11 protein-coding genes and 1 pseudogene are annotated in these 17,298 nt (G+C 71.2%); 4 read left to right on the plus strand and 8 right to left on the minus strand.

Annotated features, from left to right (window positions below):
- Positions 1-70: 70 nt before the first annotated feature.
- On the minus strand, positions 71-676 hold the full coding sequence (locus NEH16_RS07455; RefSeq protein ID WP_073967412.1) for a YdbC family protein: 606 nt from the start codon (positions 674-676) through the stop codon (positions 71-73).
- Between the two features lie 191 nt (positions 677-867).
- On the opposite strand from NEH16_RS07455, the gene NEH16_RS07460 reads away from it, so the two are divergent.
- On the plus strand, positions 868-1,404 hold the full coding sequence (locus NEH16_RS07460) for a TerD family protein (RefSeq protein ID WP_265540373.1): 537 nt from the start codon (positions 868-870) through the stop codon (positions 1,402-1,404).
- Between the two features lie 66 nt (positions 1,405-1,470).
- Here NEH16_RS07460 and NEH16_RS07465 read toward each other — a convergent pair whose 3' ends face one another.
- Positions 1,471-4,374, minus strand: a complete 2,904-nt coding sequence (locus tag NEH16_RS07465) for a vitamin B12-dependent ribonucleotide reductase (protein WP_073967410.1) — start codon at positions 4,372-4,374, stop codon at positions 1,471-1,473.
- A gap of 164 nt (positions 4,375-4,538) precedes the next feature.
- A complete protein-coding gene (gene nrdR / locus NEH16_RS07470; RefSeq protein ID WP_073967409.1) occupies positions 4,539-5,051 on the minus strand; it encodes a transcriptional regulator NrdR in 513 nt (170 codons plus the stop codon).
- A 514-nt stretch (positions 5,052-5,565) separates the two neighbouring features.
- On the opposite strand from nrdR, the gene lexA reads away from it, so the two are divergent.
- On the plus strand, positions 5,566-6,360 hold the full coding sequence (lexA, locus tag NEH16_RS07475) for a transcriptional repressor LexA (protein WP_026171816.1): 795 nt from the start codon (positions 5,566-5,568) through the stop codon (positions 6,358-6,360).
- A 98-nt stretch (positions 6,361-6,458) separates the two neighbouring features.
- On the opposite strand, the gene NEH16_RS07480 is transcribed toward lexA, so the two are convergent.
- From NEH16_RS07480 to NEH16_RS07500, 5 genes and pseudogenes are all read right to left on the minus strand, one after another.
- Positions 6,459-8,429, minus strand: coding sequence for an ATP-dependent DNA helicase (locus tag NEH16_RS07480; RefSeq protein ID WP_265540377.1), 1,971 nt, complete (start codon positions 8,427-8,429; stop codon positions 6,459-6,461).
- Between the two features lie 50 nt (positions 8,430-8,479).
- The gene (locus NEH16_RS07485; protein ID WP_265540379.1) at positions 8,480-10,315 is read right to left on the minus strand and encodes an IucA/IucC family protein; all 1,836 of its coding nucleotides are present in this window, start codon (positions 10,313-10,315) and stop codon (positions 8,480-8,482) included.
- A 60-nt stretch (positions 10,316-10,375) separates the two neighbouring features.
- Positions 10,376-10,966: a GNAT family N-acetyltransferase gene (locus NEH16_RS07490; RefSeq protein ID WP_073967406.1), complete on the minus strand. Its 591-nt coding sequence runs from the start codon at positions 10,964-10,966 to the stop codon at positions 10,376-10,378.
- A gap of 97 nt (positions 10,967-11,063) precedes the next feature.
- Positions 11,064-12,990 (minus strand): annotated as a pseudogene (locus NEH16_RS07495) (IucA/IucC family protein).
- Between the two features lie 28 nt (positions 12,991-13,018).
- Entirely contained in the window at positions 13,019-14,398 is a 1,380-nt protein-coding gene (locus NEH16_RS07500) for a diaminobutyrate--2-oxoglutarate transaminase family protein (RefSeq protein WP_073967404.1), read from the minus strand.
- Positions 14,399-14,725: 327 nt separating this feature from the next.
- Between NEH16_RS07500 and NEH16_RS07505 the strand changes: the two genes are divergently transcribed.
- Positions 14,726-15,958 carry a trypsin-like serine peptidase gene (locus NEH16_RS07505; RefSeq protein ID WP_276104726.1) on the plus strand — a complete coding sequence of 411 codons (1,233 nt, stop codon included), beginning with the start codon at positions 14,726-14,728 and terminating at the stop codon, positions 15,956-15,958.
- A gap of 127 nt (positions 15,959-16,085) precedes the next feature.
- Positions 16,086-17,267, plus strand: coding sequence for a trypsin-like serine peptidase (locus tag NEH16_RS07510; protein ID WP_265540382.1), 1,182 nt, complete (start codon positions 16,086-16,088; stop codon positions 17,265-17,267).
- The last annotated feature ends 31 nt before the right edge of the window (positions 17,268-17,298 follow it).

The raw sequence follows: 17,298 nt of genomic DNA on the forward strand, positions 1-17,298 counted from the left end.
TCGCCGCCGTTCGAGCACCTGTCCGGAATTCGTCGGTGCATGTCGCCGCCGTACCCGCCGCTCGGGGCCGTCACACCGTCCAGGACGGTTCGAGTCGCACCACGTCGCCGTCGAGCGCCGACACGTCCTCCTCCGTACCCGCGCGCTGCGAGAGCCGGTCCACGCTGCCCGGCCGGTATTTGCCGCGTTCCGCGCTGGACTGCCACATCGACAGAACCAGGAACTCGTGTCCCGGCGCCTCGCCGAAGACCCCCCGCAGCATCCCCGGCGATCCCGCCATCGCCGGGTTCCAGACCCGCTGCTGCATCAGCGCGAAGTGTTCGACCCGGTCCGCGTGGACCCGGCTGTGGGCCACCCTGAGCACATCCGCGTCCGTGAAGCGGGGTTCGAAGCCGGTCTTCACGTCGAAGCGGTACTCGAAGAGCTTGACCTGGAGGTCCTGGTACGTGCCGGACTGCGCCGCGGCCAGGGTGTCGTGGCCGCGCGCCATGAAGGAGTCGTAGAAGACCCGGTTCTCCCAGAAGGCGAAGACGTGCGCCACCTCCGGCCGGACGCGGCTCCAGCCGCCGCCCTGCCCCCTGAACCCCGGCTCACCCAGCAGCCCCGCCCACTTCCGCTGCCCCTGTTCGAATCCCCGACGGTCCGACACACTGCAGCGAATCCACTTGACCAGCACGGCGCCATCGTACGGCCGTCGGACGTGGCGTGGGTCACGCTCCCACGGAGTCCACCGGAACCGGCCGTCTCCCGCCCGATCCTGGCCCGTTTCAGCCGCTCGTCCCCAATCCGGTTGGTTCCGGGGCACGTTGCGGACATGATCGGGGGACGGAACCGGAGCGCCGTCCCCGCGCGCAGGAGGGAAGTCCGATGAGCACTCCCAACAAGGATCTCGACAAGGTCGAGGTGCGGATCAAATGGGACCCCAGCGACCAGGGCGAGGCGCCCAACGACCTCGACATCATCGCGGCGACCTACCCCGCGGACGAGCCGTACGGCAGTCCGGCGTACCTCGTCCACTTCGACAGCCGGGCGCCCGACGGGACGATCACCCTCGACCGGGACAGCAGGACGGGACAGGGGCTCGGCTACGACGAGGTGATGACGCTGGAACTGGACCGGCTCTCCGACGCCTACGCCCGGGTCGTCGTCGGCGTCGCCATCCAGCAGCGCGACGGCCGCAAGACGTTCGACGCCATAGAGAACACCGGGGTCCAGGTCCGCGAGGGCTACACGACGCTCGCGGAGGACGACTTCTCCGCGGTGGGCGGCGCCACCGCGGCCGTGGTGGCCGAATTCGCACGGGACGAATCCGGCGGCTGGCACTTCCACGGCACCGTCCGGGGCTTCGACGGCGACCCGGAGGAGTTCGCCGCGGCGATGGGCGGCCGGGCGTTCGGCGCCTAGGCGCCGCGTAACAGCGGTGCGGGCAGGTCCTCCGGGGAGGACCTGCCCGCACTCACTGTTCGACGATCAGCTGCAACCGCTGGTGGAGCCGCAGCCCTCGCAGATGTAGCAGGAGCCGGCGCGCTGCATCTTCGTACCGCAGGAGAAGCAGAGCGGGGCGTCCGCGCTGATGCCGAGCTGCATCTCGACCAGCTCGGCCGAGGTGTGCGCCGTCCTCGGCTCGGCCTTCGCGGTCTCCTGGACCGGGGCGACCGCCTTCAGCGTCTCCGTCCGGACCGGGGCGGTCTGGGCCATGGTCTCGGCCTCCAGCTGCTCCTCCTCGAACGTCGGCTCGTAGGAACCGGTGTCGAGGTGGCGCTGACGCTCCTCGGCGGAGTGGATGCCGAGCGCCGAGCGGGTCTCGAAGGGCAGGAAGTCGAGCGCCAGGCGGCGGAAGATGTAGTCCACGATCGACTGCGCCATCCGCACGTCCGGGTCGTCCGTCATGCCGGCCGGCTCGAAGCGCATGTTGGTGAACTTCGAGACGTACGTCTCCAGCGGGACGCCGTACTGAAGGCCGACCGAGACCGCGATGGAGAAGGCGTCCATCATGCCCGCGAGGGTCGAGCCCTGCTTGGACATCTTCAGGAAGACCTCGCCCAGGCCGTCGTCCGGGTAGGAGTTGGCCGTCATGTAACCCTCGGCGCCGCCCACCGTGAAGGAGGTGGTGATGCCGGGCCGGCCCTTCGGCAGACGCTTGCGGACCGGGCGGTACTCGACGACCTTCTCGACCGCGGTACGGATGGTGTCCTCGGCCTTGGCCGTGACGGCCTCCTTCTCCTTCTCCTTGGTCTTGGCGGAGAGGGGCTGGCCGACCTTGCAGTTGTCGCGGTAGATCGCGAGCGCCTTGACGCCCATCTTCCACGCCTCGAAGTAGACCTCCTCGACGTCCTCGACGGTGGCCGTCTCGGGCAGGTTCACCGTCTTGGAGAGCGCGCCGGAGATCCACGGCTGGATGGCCGCCATCATGCGGACGTGGCCCATCGCGGAGATGGAACGCTCGCCCATCGCGCAGTCGAAGACCTCGTAGTGCTCGGTCTTCAGGCCGGGGGCGTCGATCACATTGCCGTGCTCGGCGATGTGGGCGACGATCGCCTCGATCTGCTCCTCCTGGTAGCCCAGGCGGCGCAGGGCCTGCGGGACGGTGCCGTTGACGATCTGCATCGAGCCGCCGCCGACCAGCTTCTTGAACTTGACCAGGGCGAGGTCGGGCTCGAGGCCGGTGGTGTCGCAGGACATCGCGAGACCGATGGTGCCGGTGGGCGCGATGACCGAGGCCTGCGCGTTACGGAAACCGTTCTTCGCGCCGAGCCGGATCACGTCCTGCCACGCCTCGGTCGCGGCGGCCCAGATCGGGTTGTCCAGGTCGTCGGCGTGCACGGCCACCGCGTTGGCGTCGGCGTGCTGCTTCATGACGCGCTGGTGCGGCTCGGCGTTGCGGGCGTAGCCGTCGTACGGGCCGACGACGGCGGCCAGCTCGGCGGAGCGCTTGTACGAGGTGCCGGTCATCAGCGAGGTGATGGCGCCGGCGAGCGCGCGGCCGCCGTCGCTGTCGTACGCGTGGCCGGTCGCCATCAGCAGGGCGCCGAGGTTGGCGTAGCCGATGCCGAGCTGGCGGAAGGCGCGGGTGTTCTCGCCGATCTTCTCGGTCGGGAAGTCGGCGAAGCAGATGGAGATGTCCATCGCGGTGATGACCAGCTCGACGACCTTGGCGAAGCGCTCGGACTCGAAGGACTGGTTGCCCTTGCCGTCGTCCTTGAGGAACTTCATCAGGTTCAGCGAGGCGAGGTTGCACGAGGTGTTGTCCAGGTGCATGTACTCGCTGCACGGGTTCGAGCCGTTGATCCGGCCGGACTCGGGGCAGGTGTGCCAGTGGTTGATCGTGTCGTCGTACTGGATGCCCGGGTCGGCGCAGGCCCAGGCGGCCTCGGCCATCTTGCGGAAGAGGGACTTGGCCTCGACCTCTTCGATGACGTCGCCGGTCATCCGGGCGCGCAGCCCGAACTTGCCGCCGGACTCGACGGCCTTCATGAACTCGTCGTTCACACGGACCGAGTTGTTGGCGTTCTGGTACTGGACGGACGTGATGTCGTCGCCGCCCAGGTCCATGTCGAAGCCCGCGTCGCGCAGGGCGCGGATCTTCTCCTCCTCCTTCACCTTGGTCTCGATGAAGTTCTCGATGTCGGGGTGGTCGACGTCGAGGATGACCATCTTGGCCGCGCGGCGGGTGGCGCCACCGGACTTGATCGTTCCGGCGGAGGCGTCGGCGCCCCGCATGAAGGAGACGGGACCGGAGGCGTTGCCGCCGGAGGAGAGGAGTTCCTTGGAGGAACGGATGCGGGAGAGGTTCAGGCCGGCCCCGGAGCCGCCCTTGAAGATCATGCCCTCTTCCTTGTACCAGTCGAGGATCGACTCCATGGAGTCGTCGACGGCCAGGATGAAGCAGGCGGAGACCTGCTGCGGCTGGGGAGTGCCGACGTTGAACCAGACCGGGGAGTTGAAGCTGAAGATCTGGTGCAGGAGGGCGTACGCCAGCTCGTGCTCGAAGATCTCCGCGTCGGCGGGGGAGGCGAAGTACTGGTAGTCCTCGCCGGCCTTCCGGTACGTCTTGACGATCCGGTCGATCAGCTGCCGCAGACCGGTCTCGCGCTGCGGGGTGCCCACGGCGCCCCGGAAGTACTTGCTGGTGACGATGTTGACCGCGTTCACCGACCAGAAGTCGGGGAACTCGACGCCACGCTGCTCGAAGTTGATCGAGCCGTCGCGCCAGTTGGTCATGACGACGTCACGGCGCTCCCACGACACCTCGTCGTACGGATGCACGCCGGGGGTGGTGTGGATGCGCTCGATACGCAGGCCCTGCTTGGACGCAGTCGACTTGGTCCCCTTGTTGCGGGAACCTCGTGCCGGGCCGCTCGCCGTCTCTGTCATGCCGCCTCCCATATATGGGCAAAAACGCCCTGAAGTGCCGAGAACTTCCCCGGGCACAGTGTGTGTCTGATGCTTCGGCCGCCGCATTCGTCATACGTCGCCCGGAGCAAGGTCCAGGTGCCGGCCCGCGCGATCCCCGGATCGGCGCGGCCGGCGGCTGCCGCTCAGTCGGCGGCGACGGCGGGCGCGGGGACCTCGATGGTCTCGCCGCTCCCGCATGATTCCGCGCGGGGCCGCCGCTCACGGAGTTCCGTGATGGCGGCCTCGAAGTCTTCGAGGCTGTCGAACGCCCGGTACACGGACGCGAAGCGCAGGTAGGCGACGAGGTCGAGTTCCTGCAAGGGGCCGAGGATGGCCAGGCCCACGTCGTGCGTGGTCAGCTCGGCGCTGCCGGTCGCGCGCACCGCCTCCTCGACCCGCTGGCCGAGCTTGGCGAGGGCGTCCTCGGTGACGGGCCGCCCCTGACACGCCTTGCGCACACCCGAGATGACCTTGGTGCGGCTGAAGGGCTCGGTGACCCCGCTGCGCTTGACCACCATGAGTGAACAGGTCTCCACCGTGGTGAAGCGGCGGGAGCAGTCGGGACACTGGCGGCGCCGGCGGATCGAGGTCCCGTCGTCGGTGGTGCGACTGTCGACGACCCGGCTGTCGGGGTGCCTGCAGAAGGGGCAGTGCATGGCTCCCAACCCTCCTTCACAGCACGACTGAATAGCCTCTTCAGGCCCGTTCGGGGCCCTCGAAGCGGTCTCAAGCATAGGCGATGACCGCACCCCGATAGACGGGGGACCACTACATTCGGGGCGGTCGGAAGTATCCAACCACTAGATCTTGGGTCCGGCCGCGCATTCGGCCCTACGCGCGTGTCGCGCCGGAGGGCGGCCGGAAGGCAGCGTAAGGCCGACCAAGAGGGTACGGGAAGCGCCCGGACGGCGGACGACCGGGCAGCCACCCCGCGACGGCGCCGCACAGGGTGCCGCGCTACGGTCCGGGGCGGCCGCGACCACCGCCGGGGCGAGCGGCACCGCCCTCGGCGGCAGCGTCTCGTCGCGCACTGTAGGCAGCCTCATACACCCGGCGGTGGAACCCCGACAGTCTTTTATTCGTTTTTCACTCGAACGTGTGTTTGGCGCAACCTTTCGAAAGCTACTACCGTTGTGCAGCCAGGGAGACCATTCGAGAGGGGCCGCCGACGTGACCACCACCGCAGACAGTGCCATCATCACTGCCCAGGACCGCTCCCAGAGCCGACTCGAGCCGGTGCATGCCATGAATGACTCAGTCACGAACACGGAGGGCCCGGAGCCCGGGCGCCCAGCGCGCTCGCTCCCCGGACGACCTCCCGGAATCCGGGCGGACAGCTCGGGGCTCACGGACCGGCAGCGGCGGGTGATCGAGGTCATCCGGGACTCCGTGCAGCGGCGCGGCTATCCGCCGTCGATGCGGGAGATCGGTCAGGCGGTGGGCCTCTCCAGCACCTCCTCCGTCGCCCATCAGCTGATGGCGCTGGAGCGCAAGGGCTTCCTGCGCCGCGACCCGCACCGCCCCCGGGCGTACGAGGTGCGCGGCTCGGACCAGCCGAGCACGCAGCCGACGGACACCACGGGCAAGCCCGCCGCCTCGTACGTGCCGCTGGTGGGCCGGATCGCCGCCGGTGGGCCGATCCTCGCCGAGGAGTCCGTCGAGGACGTCTTCCCGCTCCCCCGCCAGCTGGTGGGCGACGGCGAACTCTTCGTGCTCAAGGTCGTCGGTGACTCGATGATCGAGGCCGCGATCTGTGACGGCGACTGGGTCACCGTGCGCCGCCAGCCCGTCGCGGAGAACGGCGACATCGTGGCCGCCATGCTGGACGGCGAGGCCACGGTGAAGCGCTTCAAGCGCGAGGACGGCCACGTCTGGCTGCTCCCGCACAACGCCGCGTACCAGCCGATCCCCGGCGACGAGGCGACGATCCTCGGCAAGGTCGTCGCGGTGCTGCGCAGGGTCTGAGACCCGCACCTCACGCTCTCTGGGAGAAGGGGCCCCGGCCCGGCTGCGCGCCGGCCTCGGGGCCCCTTTTCGTGTACGCGTCCGTACGCCTCCGAGCCCTACCGCCCGTCCGCCTTGGCCGCCGCGTCGATCGCGGCCAGCGAGCGGCGGGCCTGGTTGCGGTCGGTGGTGTACCAGAAGTCGGGGAGCGAGGCCCGCAGATAGCTGCCGTAGCGCGCGTTGGCCAGGCGCGGGTCGAGCACCGCTACGACCCCCTTGTCCCCCGTGGCCCGTACGAGACGCCCGGCGCCCTGAGCCATCAGCAGCGCGGCATGCGTGGCCGCCACCGCCATGAAGCCGTTGCCCCCGGCCTCCTCGACCGCCTTCTGGCGCGCGCTCATCAGCGGGTCATCGGGCCGTGGGAACGGGATCCGGTCCATGACCACCAGCTGGCAGCTCGCCCCCGGGACGTCCACGCCCTGCCACAGCGACAGCGTGCCGAAGAGGCAGGTCTCCGGGTCGGCGGCGAAATTCTTGATCAGCTCGCCCAGCGTCTCCTCGCCCTGGAGCAGGATCGGCTTGTCCAGCCGTTCGCGCAGCTCCTCGGCCGCCGCCTTGGCCGCCCGCATGGAGGAGAACAGCCCCAGCGTGCGCCCGCCGGCCGCCTCGATGAGCTCGGACAGCTCGTCCAGCATGTCCGTGCGGGAGCCCTCGCGGCCGGGGGTCGCCAGATGCCGCGCGACGTACAGGATGCCCTGCTTCGGGTAGTCGAACGGGGAGCCGACGTCCAGGCCCTTCCACTGCGGGACGTCCTCGCCCGCCGTGCCCTCCGGGGCGAGGCCCAGGGAGGCGCCCACGCCGTTGAAGTCGCCGCCCAGCTTGAGCGTGGCGGAGGTGAGCACGACGGAGCGCTCGGCGAACAGCTTCTCGCGCAGCAGCCCGGAGACGGAGAGCGGGGCGACGCGCACCGAGGCGCCGAACCGGTCGTGGCGCTCGTACCAGACGACGTCGTACTCGGAGCCCTCCGTGATGCGCTCGGCGACGGCGTGGACGGACTCCACGGAGGCCAGCGCCTGCTTGCGGACCGCGTCCTCGTCCTGGACGGACTTGTCCCGCGTGGCGCCGATCGCCGAGATCACCGTGCGCGCGGCGTCCCGCAGGGCCATCAGCGCGTACCCCAGGTCCTCCGGCACCTCCTCCAGGCGGCCGGGGAGCGCCAGCTCCATGACCCGCTCGAAGCCCTCGGATGCGGTCTGCAGCGCGTCGGCCGCCTTCTCGTTGACCAGCTTCGCGGCGCGCCGCACCGCGCGGTTGACCTGGCCGGGGGTGAGCTCGCCGGTGGCCACACCGGTGACCCGGGAGACCAGCTCGTGGGCCTCGTCCACGATCAGCACCTCGTGCTGCGGGAGCACCGGGGCGCCCTCGATGGCGTCGATCGCGAGGAGCGCGTGGTTGGTGACCACCACATCGGCGAGCTTGGCGCGCTCCCTGGCCTGCTCGGCGAAGCACTCCGCCCCGTACGCGCATTTGCTCGCGCCCAGGCACTCCCGCGAGGAGACCGAGATCTGCGCCCAGGCCCGGTCCGAGACCCCGGGCGTGAGGTCGTCCCGGTCGCCGGTCTCCGTCTCGTCGGCCCAGTCGCGCATGCGCAGCAGGTCCTGGCCGAGCTTGCTGGACGGGGCCGCCGCCTCGAACTGGTCGAAGAGGCCCTCCTCCTCGTCCTGCGGCACGCCCTCGTGGAGCCGGTGCAGGCAGAGGTAGTTCGACCGGCCCTTGAGCATGGCGAACTGAGGGCGGCGGCGCAGCAGCGGATGCAGCGCGTCGACCGTACGCGGCAGATCGCGCTCCACGAGCTGGCGCTGGAGGGCCAGCGTCGCCGTGGCCACGACGACGCGCTCGCCGTGCGCCAGGGCCGGCACCAGGTAGCCGAGCGACTTGCCCGTCCCCGTGCCGGCCTGGACGAGCAGGTGGGATTGGTCGTCTACGGCCTCGGCGACGGCGGCGGCCATGGCGGCCTGGCCGGGCCTCTCCGTACCGCCGACGGCGGTGACGGCGGCGTGCAGGAGCTCGGGGAGGGATGGCTTCGTCATAGCCCGGCCAGCCTACGGGGCGCCGCTGACATCGACGGGCACTCCCGGCCTCACTCGGAGGGGTGGAGCGGGTTGGCCACACTGCCGTGGACCGCCGCGTGCGGGCGTACGGGCCGGTCGCGGTAGCCGTCCAGATGCAGGCGGTTCCGGTTCAGACAGAGGCGGTCGATGCGCGGGGTCAGCATGTCGAACATCTCGAACCGCTCCTTCAGCTCGGGGAAGCGGGCGTGGTAGCGCAGGATCTCCGCCCGGACGAGTGACCAGAATTCGCCCTCGGGGACGCCGAGCTGTTCCTCGCAGAGCGGGGAGAGAAACCTGAAGACCCCGGTGAAGAGTCCGGAGTGGATGAACTGGGTGAGGAAGGCCGGTTCCTCGGTCAGTAGGACGCGGCGCACATCCGCCGGCATGGTGTCGTGCTCGGGCAGCGGCTGCGCGCTCACGTTGACGTCGTCCACGAAGTCCTTGATCGCGAGGCGGACGGGCACGTCCTCCCCGTCGAAGACCACGATCGCGTTCTCGCCGTGCGGGGAGAAGACGGTGCCGTAGCGGTAGAGGAAGTGCAGCAGCGGCGGCAGCAGGGCGGCGAAGAGCCGGGTCAGCCAGACGCTGGGCGCGAGTCCGGAGCGTTCGACCAGCTCGGCGGTGAAGGCGCGCCCCGCCGGGTCGGTGTGGAGCAGGGAGGCGAGGGTACGGGCCCGCTCCCCCGGGGCCAGGCGCGGCGGCAGCGGCTCGCGCCAGATCGCCCCGAGGATCTCCTTGAACTGGTACGGCGCCTCGGGGAGGTGGTCGTAGAGCGGGTGCTCGACGGTGACCGAGGCGACCTCGCCGAGGAGGATCACGCCGCAGGTGTCGCGCAGGAACGGGTCGTTGTCGCGCAGGCCCAGCACCCAGCCGGTGACGGCGGGCGCGGCGATGGTGCGCTCGGTGGGCAGCCCGCGCCAGACCAGGGTGTTGAGGACCGACAGCGGCAGCTTGACCGTGTGCCGGTCGGGCCGGGCGAGGTTGGCGAAGGTGCGGATGGACTGCTGCGGCAGCCGGACGTCCGGGTCCGCGGGCAGCGGCACGATGTCTCGGGCGGCGATGGCCGGTGCGAACAGGGGCACGATCCATTCGTCCCACTGCCAGGGATGGACCGGCAGGTAGTGATAGCCGTCCGGGTCCAGGCCGCGTGCGCGCAGGCTGTCGGCGAAGGACGCGCGGACCGCTGGGTCGAGTTCCTGGGTGTAGAGCTTGTCCGGGGTGGAAAGCGCGGGGACGCCCCGGTACTCGGCGATCCGGTGGGAGACGGCGAGCCACGGCAGCCGGACGGGCTCGCGGGCCTCGGGGGTGTAGCGGGCGGCGTCCGTGGCGGAGAAGCCGAGCCTTCCCTTGTTGGCGACGATCCAGGGGTGGCCGGTCTGGTGGCCCTCCAGCTCCGCGTAGCCGAGACCGGCCAGCTCGGCGGCGGTGAGCGCGGTGTGGTCGAGACGGGCGTCCGCGGCGAGCGTGGTCGTCAGCTCGCGGAGGAGGTGGCCGAGCGTGGCGCCGTCCAGGCCGAGGAGGCGGCGGGCCCGGGTCACGAACAGCAGCGGATCGCGGAACGGGACGCTGCCCGCCGCGGGGTCGGGGCCCTCCGCGCGGATCGATCCGGGGTCGACGCGCCAACTCCCGTACACGCCGCGCCGGGCGGTGAAGGAGAGGCTGCCGCCGTCGTCCAGCGGGAGGGTGTACGTGCTGCCGCCGGCGGTTCGCGGAGCCGGCTCGATGACTTCCTCGTAGGCGAATTCACCGAGCATCTTCGCGAGCATCCGGGAGGCGGCCCGGTCCCAGGCGTCCCCGTTGAGCTCCGGGGTGGTGAGCAGTGCGGGCGGCTCCGTTGCGTCGTGGTGCGCGGGGTATGTGGGCACGGGGACTCCTCGGGTGGGAACCGATGGGGTTCGAGCGGTGCGGACGGGTCGGGGATGCGTTCATGGCCGGGTGCGGTGGGCTCGGTCACGGACCATCAGCGCGGCCCGCTTCTCCGGGAGTTCGATCTCGGCGGAGAGGCGGAATCCGGCGCTGCGGAACGCGGAGACGGACGGGGCGTTACGGACGTCGGGCTCGGCCACGACCCGTGTGCAGAGGGGGACGTGGTCGAGCACCAGGCCGGCCACGGCGCGCAGCAGCACCGTGCCGGTCCCGCGGCCCCGGTGGCGCTCCTCGCCGATGAGGAGGTGGACGCCCATGTCGTGCGGCCGGGCCGGGTAGTGGCGGGCGAGCGGGTCGAGGTCGGCGCGGTACAGCTCCCAGTAGCTCATGGGCATGCCGGACAGCACCCCGAGGTACGGGGTGCTGTGGCTGTCGTCGGCGAGCTGGGGGGCGAGGTGCCGGGCGGTGACGCTCTCGTCGCCGGCCAGCTCCCAGAAGGCGGCGACGACGGGGTCGTTCATCCAGCGGGTGAGGGTCGGAAGATCGCGCTCCGGGCGGACGGGGACGAGCCGGAACTCCCCGGCCGGTGTGGGGACGGGGGCCCAGTCCGCCCGGAGGCCGGGACCGGCGGGCGCGTCGGGGGGAGACACGGGTGGCGCTCCTCTCTCAGCTCTCGGCGGTGCTCGCGGCGGCGCTTCGGGGCGCTTTCGGTGACGCTTTCCGCGATCGGCTCTTCGCCCCCGGCTCTCAGCCGTGCAGGGGGTTGGTGATGGTGACGTAGACGGACTGGGTGTCGACGGGGCCGACGAGTTCGTCCAGGCCGTGCAGGCGGGTCAGCATGTTCGCCTTGCAGCGCAGGCGCGGGTTTTCGAGCAGGTGGACGGGGAACGGCGAGCCCAGTTCGCCCGCCGACTTCAGGAATCGCCGGAAGGCGTCGATGAGCATCTGCTCGTCGGCGAGCCCCTGGGAGCCGAACGCCCCGATCAGTCCGAATACGTTGTTGATGCCGAGGTAGTAGGCGAAGCGTTCGTCGGTGACGGCGTCGGAGACGAAGGTGTCGCTGACCGATCCGATGCCGGGCAGCCTCTGGTCGAGCGCGGTGCGGTGCGATTCCCGGAAGTAGTAGCCCTGATTGTCACGGTAACGGCCGCCGGTGGGCCAGCCGTCCGCGTCCAGCAGTACGAGGGTGTTCTGCTGGTGGGCTTCGAGCGCGACCCCGGCGTGGGCGTCGAGCCAGAGCACCGGGTGGACGACGCGCTCCAGGTAGCGCAGGAACCACTCGGCGGCCACCGCGGTCGTCGTCCGCCCGGTGGCCGCGGCGAGGCGGTGGACCACGTCGGCGAGGCGCGAGTGCACGCCGGTCCGGCCGGGCCAGGGGCGCGGCGCGGTGAGCCCGGCGATGCAGACGGCGTCGTCGTACCGGCTGAAGGGGTTGTGCCGGAGCATGACGTCGAGGCCGTGCACGGGCGCGCCGTCCGGGGTGTCCACGGCGAGCCAGGCGGGATCGCGCACGATGTCGAAGCCGGGGTGCGCCGCGTGCCACTCGCGGGCGAGGCCGGTACGGAGCAGCCGGTGGACCTCGACGCCCCGGTGGAGCTCCTTGCGGAGGTTCTCCCGGCGGGAGTTGGTGATCCGGACGCCGAGGGAGAGCTTGAGCATCAGGTCGGTCCCCGGCCGGTGGACGGTGCGCACCGACGAGGTGGGGTGCCAGGGGGCGCCGTACGGGCCGAGATCGTGCAGGAGGCCGGCGTCGAGCAGGGCGGCGACCTCGGGCCTGCTCCGCAGCTCGCGGGCCTGCCAGGGGTGGAGCGGAAGGGGCGCGGTGTGTTCGGGGAGGGCCAGGCCCGGGGCGTGCCGGGCGACCAGGTCGGCAGCGGGGACGGGGCGGCCCTGGTCGGTCCAGGCGGAGTCGGTGGCGAGCACGGAGCGGTCGGCGGCCATCCAGTGGAGCGGGAAGGAGCCGTGGAGCTCGGGTGAGTAGCGGCGCGCTTCGGCGTCGGTGAGCCCTTCCCTGCTCTTGGGCGAAGGATGCAGGGGGTGGCCGAGGAGAAGCGACTGTTCCGCGGTGAGGAAGAGGTCCGCCTCGTCGGGTGCGGCGGGCCGGCGGCGCCGCTCCTCGATGAACGCGGCGGTGCGCCGTACCGAGTCGGCGACCCGGCCGGCCATGTCGGCGCCGTCGTGGTGTCCGGCCTCCCGGCCGAGCAGGGCGGCCACGGTGACCGCGTCGGCGGTGGGCGCGTCGGCCGGTGCCTGCTCCAGGGCGGGGGCCCGAAGCGGTGCCAGCCGGTGGCGGACCAGTGGCGGACGGGGACGAGCAGGGCGGTGCCGCTCGCCGGGAGCGGGACGCGCAGGGTCTCCCCGGCCGGCCGGGGAGGTCGTTCTCGCGGACCCAGCAGCGCAGCAGGTTCTCGATGCCGGCCGCGTCGGCGGCGCGGAGCGGGTCCGGATGGTCGAGGGGGTCGGCGGCCGGGTCGTCGGGGTCGGTCGCCGGGTCTTCCCGGTGTAGGGCGGTCTGCGGCGGGGAAGCGGGCCGCGACGCGTGCCACAGCTCGTGCGGGGTGTCCTTCTGACGCGGCACGGTCGTCGCCTCGACGGCGAGCCCGCCGGGGGCGTCCGACTCGGGAAGGTGGGTGGGGGGAGGGCCGTCGGCCTCGGGCGCGGGGGTGGGGTTCACGGCGGTCTTCCTGTGCTGGTGTCCGTGGTCAGCGGAGCGATCCGGTCGGCAGGCGGCGGTGCGGTGAGCGCTCCGCCGCTGCCAGGGCGTCGGCGAGGCGGTCGACCACCGCTGTCGCCTGTTCGTCGGTGAGCGTGAGGGGCGGCAGCAGGCGTACGACGGTGGAGTACCGGCCGCCGAGTTCGACGATGAGCCCGCGGCTCAGGCACTCCTGCTGGACGGCGGCGGCGAGGACCGGGTCCGGCGGCGGTTCGGTGCCGGTGCCCTGCGGGCGGGCTTCGGGGTCCACGATCTCGACGCCGATCATCAGGCCCCTCCCCCGGACGTCGCCGACGCACGGATGGTCGGCGGCGAGCGACCTGAGGCTCGCCAGCATGCGGCCGCCGAGCACCCCGGCGCGTTCGGCGAGGCCGTTCTCTCGGACGTACGCGAGGGTTGCCGTGCCGGCCGCCATGGCGAGCTGGTTGCCGCGGAAGGTGCCGGCGTGGGCGCCGGGCTGCCAGGTGTCGAGCTCCGAGCGGTAGACGATCACGGCGAGCGGGAGGGAGCCGCCGATGGCCTTGGACAGCACCATGACGTCGGGCACGATGCCGCTGTGCTCGACGGCCCAGAAGGCGCCGGTCCGGCCGACGCCGGTCTGGACCTCGTCCGCGATCAGCGGGATGGACCTGGTCTCGGTGATCTCGCGCATGCGGCGCATCCAGCCGTCGGGCGCGGGGTTGACCCCGCCCTCGCCCTGGACCGGTTCGAGGATCATCCCGGCGGGGGCGGGCGTGCCGCTCTTGGGGTCGTCCAGCAGGTTCTCGGTCCAGTGGGCGGCGGTCCGCGCACCGGCCTCGCCGCCGATGCCGAAGGGGCAGCGGTAGTCCTGCGGGAAGGGCAGCCTGGTCACCCGTACGTCCTCGGCGCCGCCGGAAGCCGCGAGGGCGCCCTCCGTCATGCCGTGGTAGGCGCCGGTGAAGGCCAGCAGGCCGCTGCGGCCGGTGGCGGCGCGGACCAGCTTGAACGCCGCCTCGACCGCGTCCGTACCGGCGGGTCCGCAGAACTGGACCCGGGCGTTGTCGGCGAACTCCCGCGGCAGCGTGCCGAACAGCTCGGTGACGAACGCGTCCTTGACCGGGGTGGCCAGGTCCAGCACATGCAGCGGGGCCCCCGAGTCGAGGACCTTCTTGATCGCCTCCAGGACGACGGGGTGGTTGTGGCCGAGCGCCAACGTCCCCGCTCCGGACAGGCAGTCGAGGTAGCGCCGCCCGTCCGCGCCCTCGATGGTCAGTCCACGGGCCCGGACCGGCACGATCGGCAGCGACCTGGCATAGGTGCGGGCGGCCGATTCACGCAGCGACTGGCGGCGCAGGATGCCTTCGTGGGCGGCCAGAGGTGGCGCCGGAGCTGGTTCGGTCACGGCCACGGCTCTTGATCCTCCCGCTGTAACAGTTGCGTTGCACGTCAGTACGATTTCGCAAGGACGGCCTGCGAGGGTGAACGCTGTCTCCGTGCCCCCCACGCGTACCAACGACCGAGGGGGCAAAGGATCACGGGTAAATCCGAAGATCCTTGCGGAGCGCAACCCTGCCGCGCACCGCCGACCACGGCACCGGCATAGTGGGGGCCGCGCCGGGCTCGGGCACGCCCCGAAGACCGCGCTGCTTCCTGCCCGTTCGGCGGACCTTGCGGCGCGCCGGGCACAAGTGCAGTACAGAAGCGTTGAGTTACGAAGTCCCAGGGGGATCAGCAGATGCGTCTCGTTCGACCAGGAACCACCACACGTCGAGGCAGGAGTGCGCGTCGCGCCTCCTCCCCCGTGCTTGTCACCGCCGCGTTCACCGCGGTCCTCGCGCTCACGGCGACCGCCTGCGGGCCGACCGAGGACGACGCGAAGTCCGAACCGAGCAGCAGCGCCTCGGCCGGTGCGACGTCGGACGGCAAGATCGCCATCCCCGACGATCTGAAGGACCGGCTCAAGGCACACGGGATCGACATCGACAAGTGGAAGGGCGGCGAGTGGAAGAACTGGGACAAGGACAAGTGGCTGCGTGAGGCCCAGGACTACATCAACCCGATCATCGCGGGCCTCTGGGACCCGGACCGCATGCAGGACGCCGACAAGCCGCCGGAGAAGCCGGTCGACAACGACATCTCGGGCGACGAGGGCGTGACGGACCCGACGCCCGCCCCGGTCCGGGCCGTGGGCGTGCAGACCCAGTACCACGACAACGCGCCGGAGTCGGGCAAGCTGTTCTTCGACGGCCCCGAGGGCTCGATGGTCTGCTCGGCGACCGTGGTGAAGGACCCGGCGCACCCCGGCAAGTCCAACATGGTGTGGACCGCCGGCCACTGTGTGCACGCGGGCAAGAAGGGCGGCTGGTACCGCAACATCGCCTTCGTCCCCTCGTACAACAACAGCGGCCTGTCGACGTCCGAGCTGCGGAACAACCCGCCGAAGGAGAAGGTCGCCCCCTACGGCATCTGGTGGGGCACCTGGGCGCAGACCTCCCAGCAGTGGATCGACCAGGGCGCTTCGGTCGGCGGCCTCGGCGCCCCGTACGACTTCGCCGTGCTGCATGTGACGCCCGAGGAGGGATCGGGCGGCAAGTCCCTGGAGGAGACGGTCGGTTCGGCCCTGCCGGTCGAGTTCAACGCCCCGGCGGTCCCCAAGATCACCGACATGACGGCCACCGGATTCCCGGCCGCGGCGCCGTACGACGGCCAGAAGATGTTCCAGTGCAAGGACAAGCCGGGCCGTCTCTCGCTCGCGCAGGACGACCCGACGATGTACCGCATCGGCTGCTCCATGACCGGCGGTTCCTCCGGTGGCGGCTGGGTCGCCAAGGGCCAGGACGGCAAGCCGGCGCTGGTCTCGAACACCTCCATCGGCCCGGTGACGGCCGGGTGGCTCGCCGGACCGCGTCTCGGCCCGGAGGCCAAGGGCGTCTACGACGCGGTCAGCGACAAGTACGCGGACAAGTAGCAGGCAGGACCGCGCCCGCGCGGGCGCGTACGACGGAAGGCCAGGGGCCTCCGGAGCGGCACCGTCCGCTCCGGGGGCCCCTGGCACGCAGACAGCACATGTGCAGATCTCAGGGGGATTCCTTTTCATGCGATCCATACGTCCGCTGCTCGCCGCGACCGGTCTGGTCGCCGCGCTCGCGCTGACAGCCACGGCCTGCGGGCCCACCGAGGACGAGGGCGCCGACAAGCCGGCCGCCACCGCCTCCGCCTCGGCCGCCGGTGGCACCGACAAGGGCAGCGGCCTTCCCGCCGGACTGGCCGACAAACTCAAGAAGCACGGGATCGACCCGGACAAGTGGCGCGACGGCGAGTGGAAGAACTGGGACAAGGACAAGTGGCTGCGTGAGGCCAAGGACTTCGTCAACCCGGTCATCGAGGGGCTGTGGAAGCCGGACCGGATGAAGTCGGCGAAGGACCCGGCCAAGACCATGTCCGCCGGCGACCTCTCCGGCGACCGGGGCGTCACCGACCCGGAGCCCCGACCGGTCACCGCCGAGCGCGAGAAGACGCCGTACCACGACTACGCGGCCCCGGTCGGGAAGGTCTTCTTCGACTCCCCCAAGGGCCACATGGTCTGCTCGGGCACGGTCGTCAAGGACCCGGAGCACCCGCGGAAGTCCAACCTGGTGTGGACCGCCGGCCACTGTGTGCACGCCGGGTCCGCCGGCGGCTGGTACCGCAACATCGTCTTCGTGCCTGCGTACAACGACCAGGGAAAGAGCGCCGCGGCGCTGGAGAACGCGCAGCCGCAGGAGATCGCCCCGTACGGCGCGTACTGGGCCGACTGGGCCAGCACCTCCGGTGAGTGGATCAAGGACGGCGGTCCCACCGGCGGCGAGGGCGCCCCGTACGACTACGCGGTGCTGCATGTGAAGCCGGAGCACGGCACGAAGTCCCTGGAGGAGACCGTGGGCAACGCCCTTGCGGTGAACTTCGACGCCCCCGAGGTCTCGCAGATCAGCGCGATGGGCGCCTGGGGTTACCCGGCGGCCCCGCCGTACGACGGTCTGATCATGCACAAGTGCGTCGACCGTCCGGGCCGGCTCTCGATCAGCCCGGCCACGCCCACGATGTACCGCATCGGCTGCACCATGACCGGCGGTTCGTCCGGTGGCGGATGGTTCAGCGAGGGCAGCGACGGGAAGCTCGCACTGGTCTCCAACACGTCCATCGGCCCGGTGACGTCCGGCTGGCTGGCCGGACCGCACCTCGGCGAGGGCGCCGAGCAGATCTTCACGATGATGAGCGAGAAGTACGGCGCCCAGTGAGGCGCCGCCCGTAGGAAGGCCGGAAGGCCCG

Origin of the sequence: Streptomyces drozdowiczii (assembly GCF_026167665.1) — a bacterium.
In the GTDB taxonomy this organism is placed as follows: Bacteria; Actinomycetota; Actinomycetes; order Streptomycetales; family Streptomycetaceae; genus Streptomyces; species Streptomyces drozdowiczii_A.